Source organism: Pantoea sp. CFCC18177, from assembly GCF_059412425.1.
Genome location: NZ_JBNBPL010000023.1, coordinates 1 through 20,393, shown reverse-complemented (window position 1 = coordinate 20,393; position 20,393 = coordinate 1). Strand labels below are relative to the sequence as shown.

At 53.9% G+C, this 20,393-nt stretch carries 17 protein-coding genes; 14 read left to right on the top strand and 3 right to left on the bottom strand.

Going from position 1 to position 20,393, the window contains the following annotated elements:
* Nucleotides 1-2 precede the first annotated feature (2 nt).
* Entirely contained in the window at nucleotides 3-644 is a 642-nt protein-coding gene (cheZ, locus tag ACPUC8_RS19865; protein ID WP_039337377.1) for a protein phosphatase CheZ, read from the top strand.
* A gap of 64 nt (nucleotides 645-708) precedes the next feature.
* Here cheZ and ACPUC8_RS19860 read toward each other — a convergent pair whose 3' ends face one another.
* Nucleotides 709-1,530, bottom strand: coding sequence for a DeoR/GlpR family DNA-binding transcription regulator (locus ACPUC8_RS19860; protein WP_494927138.1), 822 nt, complete (start codon nucleotides 1,528-1,530; stop codon nucleotides 709-711).
* A gap of 374 nt (nucleotides 1,531-1,904) precedes the next feature.
* Between ACPUC8_RS19860 and ACPUC8_RS19855 the strand changes: the two genes are divergently transcribed.
* From ACPUC8_RS19855 to ACPUC8_RS19820, 8 genes are all read left to right on the top strand, one after another.
* The gene (locus tag ACPUC8_RS19855; protein WP_059109797.1) at nucleotides 1,905-2,702 is read left to right on the top strand and encodes a GolD/DthD family dehydrogenase; all 798 of its coding nucleotides are present in this window, start codon (nucleotides 1,905-1,907) and stop codon (nucleotides 2,700-2,702) included.
* 65 nt (nucleotides 2,703-2,767) lie between these two features.
* Nucleotides 2,768-3,703 (top strand): D-ribose ABC transporter substrate-binding protein, encoded by a 936-nt coding sequence (locus tag ACPUC8_RS19850; RefSeq protein ID WP_039337540.1) that lies wholly within the window; start codon nucleotides 2,768-2,770, stop codon nucleotides 3,701-3,703.
* Between the two features lie 44 nt (nucleotides 3,704-3,747).
* Nucleotides 3,748-4,359 carry a DUF2291 family protein gene (locus ACPUC8_RS19845; RefSeq protein ID WP_494927137.1) on the top strand — a complete coding sequence of 204 codons (612 nt, stop codon included), beginning with the start codon at nucleotides 3,748-3,750 and terminating at the stop codon, nucleotides 4,357-4,359.
* 9 nt (nucleotides 4,360-4,368) lie between these two features.
* Nucleotides 4,369-5,889, top strand: coding sequence for a sugar ABC transporter ATP-binding protein (locus ACPUC8_RS19840; protein ID WP_058972356.1), 1,521 nt, complete (start codon nucleotides 4,369-4,371; stop codon nucleotides 5,887-5,889).
* A gap of 18 nt (nucleotides 5,890-5,907) precedes the next feature.
* Complete coding sequence (locus tag ACPUC8_RS19835) at nucleotides 5,908-6,975, top strand: ABC transporter permease (protein WP_039328841.1); 1,068 nt, start codon at nucleotides 5,908-5,910, stop codon at nucleotides 6,973-6,975.
* A gap of 11 nt (nucleotides 6,976-6,986) precedes the next feature.
* Nucleotides 6,987-7,784, top strand: a complete 798-nt coding sequence (locus ACPUC8_RS19830; protein ID WP_494927136.1) for an SDR family oxidoreductase — start codon at nucleotides 6,987-6,989, stop codon at nucleotides 7,782-7,784.
* 556 nt (nucleotides 7,785-8,340) lie between these two features.
* Entirely contained in the window at nucleotides 8,341-9,777 is a 1,437-nt protein-coding gene (locus ACPUC8_RS19825) for a YchO/YchP family invasin (protein WP_494927135.1), read from the top strand.
* Nucleotides 9,778-9,868: 91 nt separating this feature from the next.
* Nucleotides 9,869-10,885, top strand: a complete 1,017-nt coding sequence (locus ACPUC8_RS19820; RefSeq protein WP_039328845.1) for a helix-turn-helix domain-containing protein — start codon at nucleotides 9,869-9,871, stop codon at nucleotides 10,883-10,885.
* Here the strand turns inward: ACPUC8_RS19820 and ACPUC8_RS19815 are convergent.
* Together ACPUC8_RS19815 and ACPUC8_RS19810 are read right to left on the bottom strand one after the other, a co-directional pair.
* The gene (locus ACPUC8_RS19815; protein WP_494927134.1) at nucleotides 10,818-11,876 is read right to left on the bottom strand and encodes an alpha/beta hydrolase family protein; all 1,059 of its coding nucleotides are present in this window, start codon (nucleotides 11,874-11,876) and stop codon (nucleotides 10,818-10,820) included. The genes ACPUC8_RS19820 and ACPUC8_RS19815 overlap by 68 nt on opposite strands.
* 178 nt (nucleotides 11,877-12,054) lie before the next feature.
* Entirely contained in the window at nucleotides 12,055-13,146 is a 1,092-nt protein-coding gene (locus tag ACPUC8_RS19810; RefSeq protein WP_039328849.1) for a porin, read from the bottom strand.
* Nucleotides 13,147-14,033: 887 nt separating this feature from the next.
* Here ACPUC8_RS19810 and ACPUC8_RS19805 point away from each other — a divergent pair.
* The 5 genes from ACPUC8_RS19805 to astE are packed head-to-tail and all read left to right on the top strand — an operon-like array spanning nucleotide 14,034 to nucleotide 20,111.
* Nucleotides 14,034-15,254 carry an aspartate aminotransferase family protein gene (locus ACPUC8_RS19805; protein WP_494927133.1) on the top strand — a complete coding sequence of 407 codons (1,221 nt, stop codon included), beginning with the start codon at nucleotides 14,034-14,036 and terminating at the stop codon, nucleotides 15,252-15,254.
* Nucleotides 15,251-16,282 (top strand): arginine N-succinyltransferase, encoded by a 1,032-nt coding sequence (astA, locus tag ACPUC8_RS19800; protein ID WP_494927132.1) that lies wholly within the window; start codon nucleotides 15,251-15,253, stop codon nucleotides 16,280-16,282. Before ACPUC8_RS19805 ends, astA begins: the two co-directional genes overlap by 4 nt.
* Nucleotides 16,279-17,745: a succinylglutamate-semialdehyde dehydrogenase gene (astD, locus tag ACPUC8_RS19795; RefSeq protein ID WP_494927131.1), complete on the top strand. Its 1,467-nt coding sequence runs from the start codon at nucleotides 16,279-16,281 to the stop codon at nucleotides 17,743-17,745. The genes astA and astD overlap by 4 nt, the downstream gene beginning before the upstream one ends.
* On the top strand, nucleotides 17,745-19,073 hold the full coding sequence (gene astB, locus ACPUC8_RS19790) for an N-succinylarginine dihydrolase (RefSeq protein WP_494927171.1): 1,329 nt from the start codon (nucleotides 17,745-17,747) through the stop codon (nucleotides 19,071-19,073). The genes astD and astB overlap by 1 nt, the downstream gene beginning before the upstream one ends.
* 48 nt (nucleotides 19,074-19,121) lie before the next feature.
* Nucleotides 19,122-20,111: a succinylglutamate desuccinylase gene (gene astE / locus ACPUC8_RS19785; protein WP_039328858.1), complete on the top strand. Its 990-nt coding sequence runs from the start codon at nucleotides 19,122-19,124 to the stop codon at nucleotides 20,109-20,111.
* Nucleotides 20,112-20,393: the final 282 nt, after the last annotated feature.

Sequence of the window (20,393 nt, the reverse complement as noted above, 5' to 3'; positions counted from 1 at the left end):
TGATGAGCGACCTTCCGAAACCAACCGAAGAAGCCTCGGCACACGACATTATTACCCGTATCGGCTCGCTGACGCGCATGTTGCGTGACAGCCTGCGCGAATTGGGGTTAGACCAGGCGATTGCCGAAGCGGCGGAAGCCATTCCGGACGCGCGTGACCGTCTGGATTACGTGGTGCAAATGACGGCGCAAGCGGCAGAACGCGCGCTGAACTGCGTAGAAGCCGCGCAGCCACACCAGGACCAAATGGAATCCAGCGCCAACCAGCTGAAAGGCCGTTGGGATGCGTGGTTTGAAAATCCGATTGAACTGACTGATGCGCGTGAGTTGGTTTCGGATACGCGTCAATTTTTGACCGACGTACCGGGGCACACGTCTTATACCAACAAGCAATTGTTGGAAATCATGATGGCGCAGGATTTCCAGGACCTGACCGGTCAGGTAATCAAGCGCATGATGGATGTGATCCAGGAGATCGAACGTCAACTGCTGATGGTGCTGCTGGAGAATATGCCAGAAGCCAATGCAGCGGCGCGTAAAGATGCCAGCAGTCTGCTGAATGGTCCGCAGATCCACGCCAACGCACCCGGTGTGGTGGCGAATCAGGACCAGGTCGATGACCTGCTGGATAGCTTAGGGTTCTGATGCGGCGGGCGGTCAGCTGGCCGCCCCAACAGGCCATAACACGGCCCATTTTCGTCAGCCGCCGTTAAAATACGGCGCGCTTTTTCATCTCTTCAACTCCTGCCACCAATACCTGCACACCCAACGCCTCAAATGCGGCAATCTGAGCGGCGGTAATCCCGCTGTCCGTGATCAAATAATGAATCTTGCTCCATTCGCACGGCAGCGCAAACATCGACACCTTATCGATTTTGCTGGAGTCCGCCACCACGTAAACCGTACTGGCTGAGTTGATCATCGCCATTTTGACTTTGATATCGGTTTCACTCGGGAAGCTGAGGCCGAGGCGTGGCGAGATGCAGGCGGTGGCGAGAAACAGTTTCTCTGCCAGCACGTTCTCGAAGAAGGAGGCGGCTTTTTCCCCTGAGGTGGAGAGCGTCGGGAACTTAAAGGTGCCTCCCGTCAAAAGGATGTTTATGCCGGGCTCCCCACCAAGCTTCAGTGCGATATTCACCGCCGTGGTGATCACTGATAAACGACGGATATGCCCAATCGCCTCAGCAATCGCGGTGGTGGTGGTACCGGAATCGAAAATCACCGTGTCGCCATTTTCCACATGCTGCGCCGCCAGGCGGCCAATGGCTTCTTTTTCTTCGAGATGCGTCTGACGTTCCAGTAGCAGTGCACCCGTATTCTGTTTACCGGTCATGAGGGTGGCACCACCGTGATAGCGCTGGACGTGTCCAGCCTTTTGCAGCATGCGTAAATCAGTACGGATAGTGGCTTCGGTCAGGCCAAAGGTATCGGTCAAGGCTTTTACCGTGACGGTGCCGTCTTCACGGATCATCTCCAGGATCTTCTCACGGCGCTGTTGCATATCAGCCAGCTGCTCAGTTTTGCTTTTCAATCGAAATGCTCCCTCTTTCCAATCACGGTCTGGTTTTGCCCATAAGAAAACCCGTGATGATTTTACTCTGCGTCTTGAGGATTTGCGAGGCAACCTGCACAAATGTACATTTTCGAATGAAAATAAGATAAAGCCATGCGATTGATTTCTCATTGCCGCTGCAGCCGATATTTCTATATCAAAAATGACAGTTATTTATTATTTTCAATAAAAACAGTGATGTAAAATTAATTCATATCATTTGTATGAAATTTGATCTCCTCCACAAACCATTGCGAAACGATAGTTTATATTTTTGTTCGAAAATCAATAAAGCCATGTACTCACACGGCCAGACATTATCAGAGCTGCCGGGCACGCACAGGAGAGAGAGGATGAGTGGGGAATACGATGTCAACCTGCGCTACGGCGTAAACACCGACCTGGATTTAACCGGCAAAGTGGCGGTGGTCACTGGCGGGCTGGGTGGGATTGCCATGGCGAGTAACGCCATGTTGCTGGAGAAAGGGGCAAGGCTGGCACTGCTATACCCGCCTTTCGAAAGTGACAAAGTGGCGGCAGTGCAAGATCAGTTCTCCGCCGATAGCGTGCTGCTGGTGTGCTGTGATGTGACTGACGCTGCGTCTGTCGAGGCGGCCTTTGAACAGGTTGAACAGCACTACGGCCACATCGATATTCTGGTGAACTGCGCCGGATATGTGATGTTGCAGCCGGTACTGGAAACCGACGTTGCCGAATGGCAAAAGCAGATAGCCGTTAACCTCACCGGCCCTTTCCTCTGTTCACAGGCGGCGGGCAAGCGCATGGTACGCGCCGGTAAGGGCGGCAAAATCATCAATATCGCCTCTCAGGCTGCGTCTATCGCTATTGATAATCACGTGGCTTACACCTCCGCAAAAGCCGGCCTGCTCGGCATGACCAAAGTGATGGCGAAAGAGTTCGCGCCGCATCGCATCAACGTCAACACCCTGTCACCCACCGTGGTACTGACGCCGATGGGGGAAAAAGCCTGGCGCGGTGAGAAGGGCGAGCAGATGAAAAAACTGATCCCTTTAGGCCGCTTTGCTTACACCGATGAAATCGCCGCCGCCGTACTGTTTTTCGCCAGCAACGGCAGCGACATGATCACCGGCGCAGATTTAATGATCGATGGCGGTTTCACCATCTGGTAACACCGCGCCAGCACCAGTAAGGCCTCACCCCTACCATAACGACAAAACAATGAGAGAACACGAAGATGAAAAAACGTACGCTGCTGTTCACCGCCATTGCCAGTTGCCTGTTTGCTCAAGCCAGTTTCGCTGCCGATAAAGGCACGATCATGATTCTGGTTAACTCCCTTGATAACCCTTATTACGCCTCCGAAGCCAAAGGTGCCAACCTCAAAGCACAAGAGCTTGGCTATAAAACCAGCGTGTTGTCGCACGGCGAAGATGTGAAAAAACAAAGTGAGTTGATCGATGCCGCTATCGGTAAAAAAGTGCAGGGGATCGTACTGGATAACGCTGACTCAACCGCCAGCGTAGCCGCCATCAAAAAAGCGAAAGATGCCGGTATTCCGGTGGTGCTGATCAACCGTGAAATCCCGGTGGATGACGTGGCGCTGGTACAAATCACGCACAATAACTTCCAGGCCGGTTCCGATGTCGCCAACGTATTTGTTGAGAAAATGGGCGAGAAGGGCAGCTATGCCGAGTTGACCTGTAACCTTGCTGACAACAACTGCGTGACGCGTTCTAAATCCTTCCACCAGGTGCTGGACCAGTACCCCGACATGAAAAGCGTGGCGCGTCAGGATGCTAAAGGCACCCTGATTGATGGCAAGCGCATCATGGACAGCATCCTGCAGGCGCATCCCGATGTGAAAGGGGTGATTTGCGGCAACGGTCCGGTGGCATTAGGTGCGATTGCCGCGCTGAAAGCTGCAGGCCGCACCGATGTGACGGTAGTGGGCATTGATGGCAGTAATGATGAGCGTGATGCGGTGGAAAAAGGCGATCTGAAAGCCACTGTGATGTTACAGGCGCAAGCCATTGCCGCGCAGGGAGTGACGGACCTCGACAACTTTATCCAGAAAGGCGTCAAGCCAGAGAAACAGCGCGTGATGTTCCGCGGCATCTTGATTACCCCAGACAATGCCAAAGGCGTACAGGACTTTAACTACAAGTCGTAATTAATCATCGGTACGCCCGCATTGCGGGCGTCCAGGAGTAAATGATGCACAAACGACTCTGGTTACTGCTTCCTGTCGTGATCCTTAGCGGTTGCCGCATTGTGTCGCAGCAGGAGCTGGCCGACCTGAAAAATCCCCCGAATCCTAAGATGGCCAACATTGCACAGACCTGGCAGCAAAAACTGGTACCGCAGGTCGAGCATGATGCGAAACCGGTCGCTGAGCTGCTGAATGCCTTGAAATCGACCAACGATTTTGACAGCGCCTGTAAAACCTATGGCTACCGTTCGCAGGAAGAGAACCCCTGCGTATTCAGTGTCAAGGTGAGTGGCGAAGTGACGGCAGTTAACACCACGTCACGTAACGGCCGCATGACCGTGAAGGATGTCTCCGGTGACGATGTGATGGTACAAATCGGCCCGATTTTCCCAGGCACGGTTCTGCGTGATGCCTATAAAGGGGCGAGCTATCAGGATTTCAACGATCAGGTGCTGTTCGGTGATTACAGCCGCGCGATAAACCAACAAGCGGCCACCATGATGAATAACTTCAAGCCGAAGGTGGGCGATAAAGTTCAGATATCTGGTGTGTTTAGTAGTTTTGATATCCCACAGCAGGTGCCGAATGTGACGCCCGCTGCCATCACCCGGCAGTAAGGAGCGGGCATGCAGAATCCTCAATCGGACGTGATTATCGAGACCCGCAATGTGTCACGCATTTATCCCGGCGTGACGGCACTCGATCAGGTGAATTACCGCGTCTATCGCAACAAAGTGAATGTGCTGATCGGTGAGAACGGTGCGGGCAAATCCACCATGATGAAGATGCTGGCGGGGGTCGAAACGCCTTCCTCGGGCGACATCCTGTTGGATGGCGAAGTGGTCACGCTGAACTCGACGCATCAGGCGGAAAAACACGGTATCAGCATTATTTTCCAGGAGCTGAACCTGTTCCCCAACATGAACGTGATGGACAACATCTTTATTGCCAATGAGTTTTTCCAGCGTGGCGTGATCAACGAGAAGTATCAGTACGCACTGGCGAAATCCCTGTTGGAGCGACTGGAGCTGGATGTCGATCCTTATGCGCCTTTAGGGGAACTGGGCATCGGTCATCAGCAACTGGTGGAGATCGCGCGGGCGCTGTCGAAGGACACGCGCGTGCTGATCATGGATGAACCCACCAGCGCACTGAGCCAGTCTGAAGTGAAAGTGTTGTTCAACGTCATTGACCAGCTCAAACGCCGCGGTGTCACCATCATCTACATTTCCCATCGGCTGGAAGAGTTGATGGAGATTGGTGACCACATCACCATTTTTCGTGACGGACGCTTTATCAGCGAGCGCGACGTGCGTGACGCCTCGGTGCCCTGGATCATCGAACAGATGGTGGGCGACAAGAAAAAACACTTCGATTACCAACCGGCCCCGCAGGGTGAAACCGTATTGAACGTCAACGGCCTGACCGCGCTGCATCAGAACGGCGGCTACAAGCTGAATGATGTGTCGTTTTCACTGCGCAAAGGGGAGGTGATCGGGATTTATGGCTTGTTGGGGGCGGGACGCACTGAGCTGTTTAAAGGGCTGATTGGCATGATGCATTGCCAGTCCGGCAGCGTCAGCCTCAATGGCGCCACGCTGGATAAAAGTAACTTCCAGCAGCGGCTGAAAAAAGGCATCGCTTTAGTTCCCGAAGATCGACAGACCGAAGGCGTGGTGCAGCTGATGTCCATCACCGCCAACATGACCTTGAGCGACCTCAGCCTGCGCGGTTTTCGTCGCGCCTTGCGGCTGCTCAACCCACAAAAAGAGCAATCGCGGGTGGATGAAATGATTGGCCACCTCGCCATCAAGGTCAGCGACCCAGAACTGCCAATCACCTCCTTAAGCGGCGGCAACCAGCAGAAAGTGGTGTTGGGTAAGGCATTGATGACCGGCCCGCAGGTGGTGTTGCTGGACGAGCCAACGCGCGGCATTGATGTCGGGGCGAAAACCGATGTTTACCACCTGATTGGCAACCTCGCACAGCAGGGTCTGGCGGTGATGTTCTCCTCTTCCGAACTGGACGAGGTGATGGCACTGGCCGATCGCATTCTGGTGATGGCGGATGGCCGCATTACCGCCGATTTACCGCGCAGCGCGGCGACACGTGAAGCCCTGATTAGCGCCTCGACGCCGCATGATTGAGCCGCAGGAGAATAACCGATGAACCAGAAATACCTGCTCTATATGTACTTACTTAAGGCGCGTACCTTTATCGCCTTACTGATCGTGGTCGGCTTTTTCAGTTTTATGGTGCCGAATTTCCTGACCACCTCCAATTTGCTGATTATGACGCAGCACGTGGCCATCACCGGTTTACTGGCGATCGGGATGACGCTGGTGATCCTCACCGGCGGTATCGACCTCTCGGTGGGTGCCGTGGCGGGGATTTGCGGCATGGTCGCAGGGGCGTTACTCACCAACGGTGTGCCGCTGTGGGGGGGCAATACGCTGTTCTTTAATGTCCCGGAAGTGATTCTGGTGGTGGCACTGTTCGGTATCGTGCTGGGTTTAATCAACGGCGCGGTGGTCACCCGTCTCGGCGTGGCGCCGTTTATCTGTACGCTGGGGATGATGTACGTCGCCCGCGGTGCGGCACTGCTGTTTAACGATGGCAGCACCTACGCCAATCTGGTGGGCATGCCTGCACTGGGCAACACCGGTTTTGCCTTTCTCGGTTCTGGCAGTCTGTTGGGCATTTATATCCCCATCTGGCTGATGGTGGGCTTTTTACTGCTGGGCCTGTATCTGACACGAAAAACACCGCTGGGGCGTTACATCTATGCCACGGGTGGCAATGAATCCGCTGCTCGTCTGGCGGGTGTGCCCATCATCAAAGTGAAAGTCTTTGTGTACGCCTTCTCAGGCCTGTGTGCCGCGCTGGTGGGGCTGATCGTCGCCTCGCAATTACAAACAGCACACCCGATGACCGGCAACATGTTCGAGATGGATGCCATCGGGGCAACGGTATTGGGCGGGACGGCGCTGGCGGGAGGTCGAGGTCGTGTATCAGGCTCGATAATCGGTGCCTTTGTCATCGTCTTCCTCGCGGATGGCATGGTGATGATGGGCGTCAGCGATTTCTGGCAAATGGTGATTAAAGGGCTGGTGATTGTCACCGCCGTGGTCATCGATCAGTTCCAGCAAAAATTACAAAGTAAGGTGGTGCTGCTGCGCAGACATGAAAAAAAGCAGCAATCGGCCGCCCTGCCTGAAGCAACGCATGGATAACAGGAGGCAATATGACACGCGATTTTAGTGGAAAGACAGTGGTGATAACCGGCGCATGCCGTGGCATAGGGGCCGGCATCGCCGCCCGCTTTGCGCGCGATGGGGCAAAACTGGTGATGGTGTCAAACTCAGAGCGGGTCTTCACCACGGCAAAAGAGATTGAAGAAAAATTCGGCAGTGAAATCTTACCGTTGCAGGTGGATGTCACCGATGAGGCCGACGTGCAGCGCTTGTATCAGCAGGCCGCACAGCGCTTTGGCACCATCGATGTCTCAATCCAGAATGCCGGGGTGATTACCATTGATCGCTTTGACGCGATGCCGAAAAGCGACTTTGAAAAGATTTTGGCGGTCAATACCACCGGTGTCTGGCTGTGCTGTCGCGAGGCGGCCAGGTACATGGTGAAACAGGGCAGCGGCAGTTTGATCAACACCTCGTCAGGGCAGGGAAGGCAGGGATTTATCTACACGCCGCACTACGCCGCCAGCAAAATGGGGGTAATTGGTATTACCCAGAGCCTGGCGCTGGAATTAGCGCCCTGGCATATCACCGTCAATGCCTTCTGTCCCGGCATTATTGAAAGCGAGATGTGGGATTACAACGACCGCGTGTGGGGGGAAATCCTCAGCAGTGATAAAAAGCAGTACGGTAAAGGAGAGTTGATGGCCGAGTGGGTGGAAAATATCCCGCTGAAGCGCGCCGGCCAACCCGAAGATGTGGCCGGGCTGGTGGCTTTCCTCGCTTCTGACGATGCACTCTATATCACCGGGCAGACTATTAATGTGGATGGCGGGCTGATTTTCTCTTAATTAATCAGCGGTTTGATGTGGGAAGCATTGCTCCAGAATTAAAAGAATTTTTAAGCAACCCGCAGTGACGCCGATAAGCAGGCTGATGGCGTATCGGGGCAGGCATCCGCAGCGCTGAACGGAGTGAGTATGCCAGGAGAGCNAAAGAATTTTTAAGCAACCCGCAGTGACGCCGATAAGCAGGCTGATGGCGTATCGGGGCAGGCATCCGCAGCGCTGAACGGAGTGAGTATGCCAGGAGAGCCCGCAGGACGCGGGCGAAAGGTGGCGCTGGAACATGGATGTTCCATCGGCACCGGTCCGTAAGGCATACGAGTGAAGTGAAGGCACCGCGCTAGCGGCGCGAGGACCGCCAGCCCCGGTGCGACACCTGCTTGCGTTATTACCGTTACCACCGTGTGTGTCATCCCTGACTTCCTTGACCCACGATATCCGTATGTAAAATGTCCGAATTACCCCAGTGTTTTCGGCATCAACGGCAGAATGTGCTAGGGTATTCCAGTAGGAATTTGTGATCTACCTCTAATTCTTAACTGGATAAAAGCCTGTTTTTGTTATGTTACCTGTTTTGTTTACCTTCAAATCTCTGCGCATCCTGCCCGCTGCCATGGGCTTAATCTTGTCGGCGCCAGCTTTGGCTCTGGTAACAGACACCCATGTCGCAGAAACGCCGTTCAGCGATCCAACACGCTTCCAAAAAATGGCGGAGGCGCTGCCTGCGCTGGGTTATGAGGATCAGAATGCCGCCTTCAGTAAACAGCTGGCAACCATCGCAAAAAGCATTGGGGAGGCAAGCCAGGACAGCAGCAATGACAGTACCTTTGGCCATCAGGCGGGGATTTGGGCCTTCAATCACTTTCGTGATGAACTGGGGGATCGCGTTGTCGATGAAGGGCAGTCGCTACTGTCACCCTATGGCAAAGCGCAGATCGACTTCAACGTCGATATGGACGGCAACTTCACCGGTAGCGGGGCGTCCCTGCTGACGCCGTGGGCCGATCGTTATCAATATCTCACCTTCACTGAAGTGGGCTTCCATCAAACTGATGACGGGCTGGTGGGCAATCTGGGGCTCGGACAGCGCTGGACGGCAGGAAAATGGCTACTAGGCTACAACGGCTTCGTCGACCGGATGTTCAACAGCGGGTTGCAGCGAGCATCACTGGGAACAGAAGCCTGGAGCGACTACCTACGCTTCTCTGCTAACTACTACACGCCACTTTCAGGCTGGCAAAACCGCGATCCTTTTCAACAGGAACGCCTGGCGCGTGGCTACGACGTCACGACGCAAGGCTACTTACCGTTTTATCGCCAGTTAGGCATGTCGGTGAGTTGGGAGCAGTATCTCGGCAACGACGTGGATTTATTTAATACCGGCAACAGCTACCATAATCCGTCGGCATTGACCTTTGGTGTCTCCTACACGCCGGTGCCATTGATCACCTTCTCTGCCAGCCACAAAACCAGCAATGAAGGTGAGAGCCAGGATCAACTTGGCCTGCATCTCAACTATCGCTTTGGCGTGCCGCTCAGCCAGCAGCTCAGCGCGGATAATGTAGCCGAGGCGCGATCGCTGCGTGGCAGCCGTTACGATATGGTCACCCGCAACAGCACGCCGGTGATGGAGTATCGCCAGCGTAAAACCCTATCGGTGTTCCTCGCCACGCCACCGTGGCAGCTTAACGGCGGGGAGAGCCTGCCGCTGAAGCTACAAATCCGCAATGCCAATCCGATTACTAAAGTAGTCTGGCAGGGGGATACGCAGGCACTTAGCCTGACGCCGGGCAGTAACCCTAATGATCCACAGGGCTGGAGCATCATCATGCCCGCATGGGACGCCACCTCAGGAGCCAGCAACCGCTATCGTCTCTCGGTGACATTAGAAGACAGCAAAGGCAGCCGCGTGACGTCCAACTGGATCACCCTGCAGCTACAGGAGCCTTTCTCGATTGACTCAGGAGAGGACAACCGCTTCAACGTCATGGCACCGTAACTCTGCCAGTAAACGACGAAGAAATTGCTGCCGGATGAGGGTTGATCCTGTGTATCATGGCGGCTGAATCTCAGGAATGGACTTCCTAGCTATGCCATCAATTCCACTGCCGCTGGTCACGCTGTTGGTGCTGCTGATCTTAATGTTGACGCTATGGATTGGCGATCGGCAACGTCATCGCCATACGCTACGCTTCCTCCTTTTATGCTCGCTATTACTCACGGTGGGAATAGTGCGTTGGGTCTGGCCCTCGCCGATGCTGATGCTGCTTCGTGTCTTGATCGCAACGGTGCTGCCTGCGCTGGCGTGGCACTGTTTCAGTCATCTCACCCAACATAGCGTTTCTCGTTGGCACATCGCGCCAGTGATACTGGCTATTATTATTCAGCAATGCTGGCCCCCAGCCATTGATGCGGTGCTGTTTGCACTCTATCTTGCCTACGGCATGGCACTGATCCATGTAGGGATATGCGGCAGCGAGAAATTGACTGAGGTGCGTATTAGCGAAGTGCCATTCGCGGCGAAGATGGCGCTGGCGACTGGTATTTTTCTCTGTTTCTCCGGCGTCACTGACCTGTTAGTGGCAGTGGAATTTGCCTGGCATCAGGGTAAATTTGCGCTTCCACTCATAGCGCTGTTGCAAACATTCATGCTGCCTTTTCTGGCACTGGCCATTGCGCTTGCCGCACGTACACGCCCAATTGCCGAAACGTCAGTGCCCGAGGCTGAGGTTGTTGATATCCCTTCCCCTGAGCAGGCCGCGCTTTGCGAACAACTGGAAGAACGGCTGCGTAAAGATGCGCTGTTTCTTGAGAACAACCTGACGTTGAATATGTTGGCGCGGAAAGCCGGCATTCCTGCTCGTCAGATTTCTCGCGCCGTGAATACGACTTACCACTGCAATGTCTCACAGTGGATTAATGGTCTGCGTATTTCTCACGCACAGCATTTACTTCGTAACAGCTCTCTGCCGATTACGGAGATTATGTTGGCATCAGGTTTCACCACCAAATCTAACTTCAATCGCGAGTTCCTACGTATTAGCGGGATGACGCCGAGCGCCTTTCGGCAGCTGGGAAATTCAGCGCCTGAGCGAGAAAGGGTGTGATTCGCTGAATGATATCTTGATGAATGGCCACACGACTGCGGCTGCCCTGATCGTTACAGATAATGCTATCGCCGGGTGAAAACTTATCAATCAGCGCTGCGGCATCAGGTTTACAGCGCTGCATAAAGCTGAAGTGGGTTGCGCCACGAACACGTGAGAACTGCACCCAGCGCGGTGGAATATGCTGTGCCAGATAACCGGATTCCAGCGAGGCAGGTAACTCAACGCTATCCTGTTCTGCGGAAAGCACCATCACCGGCACGTTGATATTGGCCAGGCTCTCTGGCGTGAATCCGCGAGCTAAACCCAGATCGAGCGACACGGCTGCTTTAATGACGGGATTGCGCAAGGGCGCATCCAGTAATGCATGATTGGCGGTGTGATTGATCCCCAAGGTTTCAATTAGCTTACAGTCTGAGAGTTGCTGACGGTGCTGGCAATCTTGAATATAGGATGCCGATGAAAATTGTGCACCCACCAATTCCAGCACCGTCCAACCACCCAGTGAATGTCCGATGGCCGCAATACGCGTGGTATCCACTTCGCCTGCCAGCTGCGGGTTCGCCTGCAACGCAGCGATTAACTGATTAATATCCTGCGGACGAAGCCACAGCTGTTGAGCAAATTGCGGTTCAGTATTTGCCGTGGTGGTGCCCGGATGATCGGGAGCGGCAACCATATAACCCTGCGCCACTAAGGCAACGGCTAACCAGTTCAGATTGCGCCAGCTACCACCATATCCATGGGACAGCATAATTAAGGGATGAGGTTGATGCAGAGGAGTGGCATTACGTAATACTGACTCGCCGTAAAACGCTGCATTTTCTCCTGCCTGCTCGGACGCACCTGCCGGGTTGCTGGGGTACCAGAGGGTCACGTTGAGTGGTCGAGCGGTTTGCGCTTCTAGCGTCAGTTGGCGGAATCCGGTTCCAGCTTGTGCATAAGAAGAGATGAGAATCAGTAACAGCGCCAAAACATAAGGTCGAATCATTTATTGCAGTCTCCATGAGTTGAGTCATGAAGATAAATAGCGAATACAGACGGTTAGCGCGTCCTGAATCACGATCCAGTACTGATTTTTTAGCTTATACAAAAGAAAAGGGCAGCTTTCGCTGCCCTTGGCTCATACCCAGCCGACACTAGCCGGTATGCAATGAGGGGAAACCAACTTAGAACTGATACACCAAGCCTACAGCGGTAACATCGTCAGTATTGATGTTCAACGGATTATTATCTTTCAACAAGTTGATCTTATATTCCGCGTAAGCAGACATGTTTTTGTTGAAGTAATAGGTCAGGCCAACGGCAACGTATTTGAACAGGTCAGTATCACCGACATTGTTTTCCAGATCTTTAGCACGAGAAGAAACATAAGCTAAAGAAGGACGCAGACCGTTCAAGAACTGATACTGTGCAACGGCTTCAAAATTCACCGCTTTATTCGCAAAACCAGTATTGCCGACCGGAGTCGCGTTCTGGGTTTCGCCATAGATGGTCGCCAGGTAAATCTGGTTCGCATCATACTTCAGACCGGTTGCCCAACTCTGCGCTTTGTCGCCTCTGCCGTAGGTCGCGGTATTTTGTGCCGTGACACGGTCCAGGTTAGCGTAAGCACCTACGATGCTTAAACCAAAGTCGAAATCGTATGAAGTTGAAAGTGCGAAACCGTCACCATTTGAACGACGCACTGCCAGATTGCTCGCGGTGGCGCTGTCAGAACGCTCATTTTTACCTTCATACTGTGCCGCAAAGTTCCAGCCTTTCACCAGACCGAAGAAATCTTTGTTGCGCCAGGTCAGCACGCCCGTTGAGCGGCCAGAAAGGAAGGCATCGGTATAACCCGAGTCACCACCGAAGTACGGCAGCATATCGGTGTAACCCAATACGTCGTAAACCAGACCGTAGTTACGACCGTAGTCGATTGAACCGAACTGAGCGATTTTCAGACCAGCAAAACCAAGACGGGTTTTGTTGCCTGAGTTCGCATCGCTGCCTTCAGAGTTGCTCAGGCTGTACTGGTATTGCCACTGACCATAACCGGTCAGTTGGTCATTAATTTTGGTTTCGCCTTTAAAGCCTATACGGGTGTAAGAAGACACGTCGCCGTTTGAGCTGTCGTTGTCAGAGAACAAATGCGAAACGTTAATTTTGCCGGTCAGATCCAGTTTGTTGCCATCTTTGTTATAGATTTCGGCGGCGTGAGCCGAAGAAAGTCCCAGCAGTAAAGGCATCACTGCTGCCAGTAAAGAGCGCTTCATCATTTATTTTTACCCTGTGATATTTTTTAATTGTATCCCCGCTTTCGGGGTGAAAAGAAAATGACACAAAAAGTTCAAGATCAAAAGTGCAATATATGTAACTAAATATTTCCTATTGGTTTTTTGTGTGATTTTTAATCTTAACTTCCAATATGTGGGATTTTACATTGGATAAACTTATCCCATTCATGAAGAGTTAATGGGTTGATAAAATAACTAAGATATTGAAAATAAATGCTTTAATGTAGGTTAAAGAACGGTCAGTAAAATTTTAATTTTGTGAGTTAAATAGCACAAGCCTATGCGTTATTGTTCAATAACAAATATCCAGAACCCCCTAATGATTAGCATGGTAATTATCAAGTTCACCACTTTGTATCTGTTTATTTCCGATTTGATAATAACCTTAGTCACTAAATGTTATTTAGGATCCGTTTAATTAACCCTGATTAAAAAACATTCTATTGGCCTCGGTTAATTGTTAATAAAGTTCACAATTAGCGGGCTTCAACAGCGATCGGCCTCTGCACAATTCCTGCACTCCCGCGCACCATTGGTGCACAACTCGCCCCAAAAAGAGGCATTGCGCGCGTCATTTTGGCGAAATATTTCATGTTCGATCACAAAAGCATGATTTCATTTTGCGAATGCATAAATCCGCTAAAGAAATTCCTGCACATCAATCCACATCAGACAAGTATTCACTTTTTATGCATTTAAAGTGAATATCGACATTGCTTAACTTATTGATATTGCGTTACTCAAAGCCATTTATGCATTTTTTCTGCTAGCTGGCACGCTTACTGCACTCTACAGTAGAGCTGCAATACAACAGCTTTTAACAATTTTAAAACAAAAGCTTCACCTGAAGTGGAGCAGGAGAAATGGCTATGTCACTGCAAGTTTCGCGTCACGATTTCGATCAATGGATGATGCCGGTTTATGCCCCAGCGGCTTTTGTACCGGTGCGCGCTGAAGGTTCAACACTTTGGGATCAGCAGGGAAAGGATTACATCGACTTTGCAGGTGGCATCGCGGTCAATGCCTTAGGACATGCGCATCCTGCTTTGCAACAGGCTCTGACAGAGCAAGCGAGCAAACTGTGGCACACCGGTAATGGTTACACAAATGAACCGATCTTGCGTCTGGCTAAGCAGTTAATAGATGCCACCTTTGCTGACCGTGTGTTCTTCTGTAACTCCGGTGCTGAAGCCAACGAAGCGGCACTTAAGCTGGCGCGTAAAGTGGCGCACGATCGATTTGGTGCGGAAAAAAATGGCATCGTGGCTTTCAATAACGCCTTCCATGGCCGCACGCTGTTCACGGTGTCCGCCGGCGGTCAGCCCGCTTACTCGCGCGACTTCGCGCCGCTACCTCCCGCAATTCAGCATGCCCACTTCAATGACCTTGCCTCTGCTGCCGCTCTGATCAATGACCAAACCTGCGCCGTCATTGTTGAACCGATTCAGGGGGAAGGTGGGGTGTTACCTGCCGATCCGGCTTTCCTGCGTGGTTTACGCGAGTTGTGTGACAAACATCAGGCCACGCTGATTTTCGATGAAGTGCAAAGCGGTGTGGGCCGTACCGGTTCACTTTACGCCTACATGCACTATGGCGTGATGCCAGACGTTCTGACCACGGCGAAAGCGTTGGGTGGCGGCTTCCCGATTGGTGCCATGCTGACGCGTGAAGATCTGGCGCTGGTGATGGGTGTGGGCACACACGGTACCACTTATGGCGGTAACCCATTGGCGGGCGCTGTGGCGGGCAAAGTGATGGAGCTGATCAATCAGCCCGATTTTATGGCCGGTGTTTCTGAACGCCACCAGTGGTTTGTCGCAGCGTTGCAGGAACTGAATCAACGCCTGCCAATCTTTAAAGAGATCCGTGGGCTGGGTCTGCTTATTGGCGCGGTGCTGAATGAAGATTTTGCTGGTAAGGCCAAGCAATTTAACCTCGCGGCTGCTGAAGAGGGCGTAATGGTGCTGATTGCCGGTGCTAACGTGGTGCGATTCGCGCCCGCGCTCAACATCAGTGAAGCAGAAGTAAAAGAAGGGCTGGCTCGTTTTGAACGTGCCTGCGCTCGCGTGCTATCAGGAGCCGCATCATGATGGTGATTCGCCCCGTTGAACGTGACGACCTTGCGCAGTTGCTGTCGCTGGCGGGCAAAACCGGGGGCGGTTTAACCTCGCTGCCTGCCGATAGCGAAACACTGAAAGCGCGAATTGAGCGGTCACTGCAGACCTGGCAGGGCACGTTATCCCGCGCTGAGCAGGGCTATGTGTTTGTGTTGGCCGATAGCGAAGATAACCGCGCCGTAGGCATCTGTGCCATTGAGGTAGCGGTAGGTTTGCAGGATCCCTGGTACAACTTCCGCGTTGGCACCCAGGTGCACGCCTCCAAAGAGTTAAATGTGTATGCCAGTTTGCCCACTCTGTCGCTGAGTAACGATCACACCGGCAGCAGTGAACTCTGTACGCTGTTTCTCGATCCTGACTATCGCGACGGGAAGAATGGCTATCTGTTATCAAAATCGCGCTTCCTGTTTATGGCGAATTTCCGTGACCGCTTTATGAAACATGTGGTGGCAGAGATGCGCGGCGTCAGTGACGACAATGGTCATTCCCCGTTCTGGGACAGCGTCGGCAGCCGCTTCTTCTCGATGGAGTTTAGCGAGGCCGATTTCCTCAGCGGCACCGGGCAAAAAGCCTTTATTGCCGAGCTGATGCCTAAGCATCCTTTGTATATCCATTACCTGACTGAAGCGGCACAAAAGGTCATTGGCGAAGTGCATCCAAAAACTGCACCGGCACGCGCCGTACTGGAAGCCGAAGGGTTTCGCTATCTCAATTATGTCGACATTTTTGACGGTGGCCCAACGCTGGAGTGCGAGATCGATCGCATCCGCGCCATCCGTAAAAGCCAAATGCTGCACGCGGAGGCGGGTGAAGCCGACGAAAACTGGCCGCTGTGCCTGGTGGCTAACAGCGATTACCAACATTTCCGTGTCGCATTACTGCCGGTGGATATCGCATCCGGCAAGGTACGCATAAATGAAGCACAGCGCACCGCGTTGCGCTGTGAATTTGGCGATGCACTGCGTGTCGTTACGCTGTGCCGCGAGGAGAAAAAAGCATGACGCACTTTATTAATGGTCAGTGGGTGACGGGCGGCGCGGAGAGCTTTAGCAAACAGAACCCCGTCACGGGTGAAACCCTCTGGCAGGGTAAAGCCGCGAGCGGTGCGCAGGTTGCTGCGGCCTGTGAAGCGGCACGTGCAGCCTTTCCGGCATGGGCACGGAAACCGGTCGCTGAACGTCAGGCGTTAGTGGAGGCTTTTGCCAAATTACTCGACAGCAATAAAACCGCACTGGCAGAAACCATCGCCCGCGAAACCGGCAAACCACGCTGGGAAACGCTGACTGAAGTGCAGGCAATGATCAATAAGATTGCCATCTCGGTCAAAGCCTACCACACGCGTACCGGTGAGCAGGCCGAAGGTGAGAGTTCGTTGCGCCATCGCCCCCACGGCGTGCTGGCCGTGTTTGGCCCGTACAATTTCCCAGGGCATCTGCCAAATGGCCATATTGTTCCTGCGTTGCTGGCCGGGAACTGCGTGGTGTTTAAACCCAGTGAACTGACGCCGATGACCGCCGAAAAAACCGTCGCGCTGTGGGAGCAGGCAGGCTTGCCCGCTGGCGTGATGGCGCTAGTGCAGGGCGGTCGTGAAACGGGGCAGGCGCTGGCCCATGAGCCGCAAATCGATGGTTTGCTGTTTACCGGCAGCGCGGCCACCGGTTATCACCTGCACCGCCAGTTCGCCGGACAGCCGGAGAAGATGCTGGCGCTGGAGATGGGCGGCAATAATGCTTTGATTGTGGAAGATCCTGCCGATCTGGATGGTGCGGTACATATCGCTATTCAGTCTGCCTTTATCACTGCCGGGCAGCGTTGCACCTGCGCACGGCGTTTGCTGGTGAAACGGGGTGCCGCAGGCGATGCCTTCCTGCAACGTTTGGTTGAAGTCACGGCGCGTTTGCAGCCTGGCGCATGGAACGCGGAACCGCAACCCTTTATGGGCAGCGTAATTTCACCTACGGCTGCTGGGCACATTTTTGCTGCCTGGCAACAATTAATCGCTTCCGGCGGTAAAGTGCTGCTGGGCATGCACTGGCCAGACCGTGACAGCGCTATCCTCACACCGGGTATCATCGAGATGACTGGTGTGGCCAATCTGCCGGATGAAGAGGTGTTTGGGCCGCTGTTGCAGGTCATCCGTTACGACGAGTATGAGCAGGCGATTAAGATGGCAAACAACACGCGTTACGGGCTGTCATGCGGCCTAATCTCTCCGCAGCGTGCGCAGTTTGATCAGCTGTTACTTGAGGCGCGTGCCGGGATTGTGAACTGGAATAAACCGCTGACGGGCGCCGCCAGTACCGCGCCGTTTGGCGGTATAGGCGCTTCCGGCAACCATCGCGCCAGCGCCTGGTATGCAGCCGACTATTGTGCGTGGCCGATGGCTTCGCTGGAAAGCCCAAGTCTGGCGCTGCCAGGCAGCCTGTCACCGGGCCTCGATTTCTCCGCTGAGGAGTCATTATGATGAAGGCGTTTGAAGCCAATTTCGATGGGTTGGTCGGCCTGACGCACCATTACGCGGGATTGTCGTTTGGTAACGAAGCTTCGACGCGCAACCAGTTGCAGCCCTCTAATCCGCGTCTGGCGGCAAAGCAGGGACTGCTGAAAATGAAAGCATTGGCTGATTTGGGCTTTGTGCAAGGGGTGATCCCGCCGCATGAGCGGCCCAATCTTCCTTTACTGCGCCAACTGGGTTTTAGCGGCACGGATGAGCAGGTATTGGCCAAAGCGGCACAGCAGGCGCCGCAGCTATTGTCTGCGGTGAGTTCGGCCTCCGCCATGTGGGTGGCGAACGCGGCAACGGTATCTCCTTCGGCAGACAGTGCCGATGGTCGTGTGCATTTCACCGTCGCTAATCTGAACAATAAGTTTCATCGCGCAATCGAAGCGCCGGAAACGGCCGATCTTTTGCGGGCCATTTTCCGCGATCCACAGCATTTCAGTGTGCATGACGCGTTGCCGCAAGTCGCGCTGTTCGGCGATGAAGGGGCCGCGAACCATAACCGCTTTGGTGCCGAGTATGGTGATGCGGGCGTACAGCTGTTTATTTATGGCCGTGACGGGCAGCAGCAGGGTAATGTTCCTGCACGCTATCCGGCGCGTCAGACACGTGAGGCCAGTGAAGCGGTGGCGCGGCTGCATCAGCTGGACGGCAGCCGCACTGTGTTTGCGCAGCAGAATCCTGCGGTGATCGATCAGGGCGTCTTTCATAATGATGTGATCGCGGTAAGTAACCAGCAGGTGCTGTTCTGCCATCAGGAAGCCTTTGTCGATCAATCGCAGCTACTGCAACAACTGGCGGAAGCGGTGCCCGGTTTCCAGCCGATTGTGGTGCCGAGCAGTCAAGTCTCTGTCGCCGATGCGGTCAATACCTATCTGTTTAACAGCCAACTGTTGCGCCATCCTGACGGCGGTATGCTGTTGGTGCTGCCAGAGGAGTCGCGCCAGCACCCGGGCGTGTGGCGCTATCTGACGGAGCTGGTGGCAAGCGGGGGGCCGATTCGCGAGCTGAAAGTCTTTGACCTGCGTGAAAGCATGTACAACGGTGGCGGTCCGGCGTGTCTGCGTCTGCGTGTGGTGCTGACTGAAGCAGAACGGCAGGCGCTTAACCCTGCGGTGATGATGAACGACCGACTGTTCGCCACGCTGAATCAGTGGGTTGATCGTCATTATCGCGATCGTTTAACCCAGGCTGATTTGGCCGACCCCCAATTGCTGCGTGAAGGACGTACCGCGCTGGATGAGCTGACTCAGCTGCTAGACTTAGGCAGTGTCTACGCATTTCAGCGTTAACACCGGAGGCGGGCGACAGGTCCGCCTCTGAGTGAGAAAGGAGAAATCATGCAGGACTTTTTACAGCAAACCTTGTCCGGTCAGCCGCCTCGCCAGCGAGAAGGCCGTAATGACCATTTGAGCTGGCAGTGGCTCGACGAAGGGATCTTATCGCTGACCCCGCATCATGCGACTCATCAAGCGCTGGTACTGTCTGCCGGTATTCACGGTAACGAAACCGCGCCAGTCGAAATTCTTAATCTGTTGCTGACGCCGCTACTGCAGGGAGAAAAGCCGCTGGCAGTGCGTCTGCTGGTCATTTTAGGTAATCCCGAGGCGTTACGCAGTGGCAAGCGTTATCAGCAGTACGATATGAACCGGCTGTTTGGTGGACGCTGGCAGAAGGTGTCGGAACTACCGGAAGCGCAGCGTGCGCTGCGGCTGGAGCAAGCGCTGGAGAACTTCTGGCGTACCTGTCGCGATCATGAGGTGCGCTGGCATCTGGATCTGCATACGGCGATTCGCGGCTCTTACCATGCGCGCTTTGGCGTGATGCCGCTGAATCCCCAGCCATGGCCAGAAGCGTTCCTGCATTGGCTGGCGGCGGCAGAGCTGGAAGCGCTGGTGTTCCACCGCTCCCCTGGCGGAACCTTCACGCATTACAGCTGTGAACATCATGATGCAGCGAGCAGCACGCTGGAGCTGGGTAAAGCCTTACCCTTTGGTGAGAATGACCTTAATCAGTTTAGCGCGGTGCAGCGTGCCTTAGCGGCGCTGCTGTACGGTGAGAAACTGCCTGAGGTGCATGAAACACCGCGCCGTTATCGCGTGACGCAGCAAATCACCCGTCATGGAGACGATTTTGTGTTGCACATGGGGTCGGAAACCCTGAACTTTACTGCCTTCCCGCAGGGGACTTTGCTGGCAGAAGAGGGTGAGACACGCTATTACGTGCAGCAAGCGCGAGAGTATGTATTATTTCCCAATCCTAAGGTGGCGGCGGGATTGCGTGCGGGATTGATGCTGGTCGAAGAGAACGAACAGACTCAGGCGCTGTAAAAGCGCCGATCATGTAGCTAGCGCCACGAACGTCAAGCCGTAGCGGCGCAATTTATTGCGTAATGCTCGTCAGTTAAGCGACTGGTTATAACGCCGTCTGGGGCAGCATAGGGGCTGGCGGTCCTCGCGCCGCTGACGCGGTGCCTTCACTTCACTCGTCTGCCTTAACGGACCGGTGCCGATGAACTGAACCCCTTAACCTGGACTCTTTAAGTCAGCTTAATTTGATTATGAGTCCGGTACTCCACCGGACTCAGTCCGCCCAGTCCCATCTTTATCCGC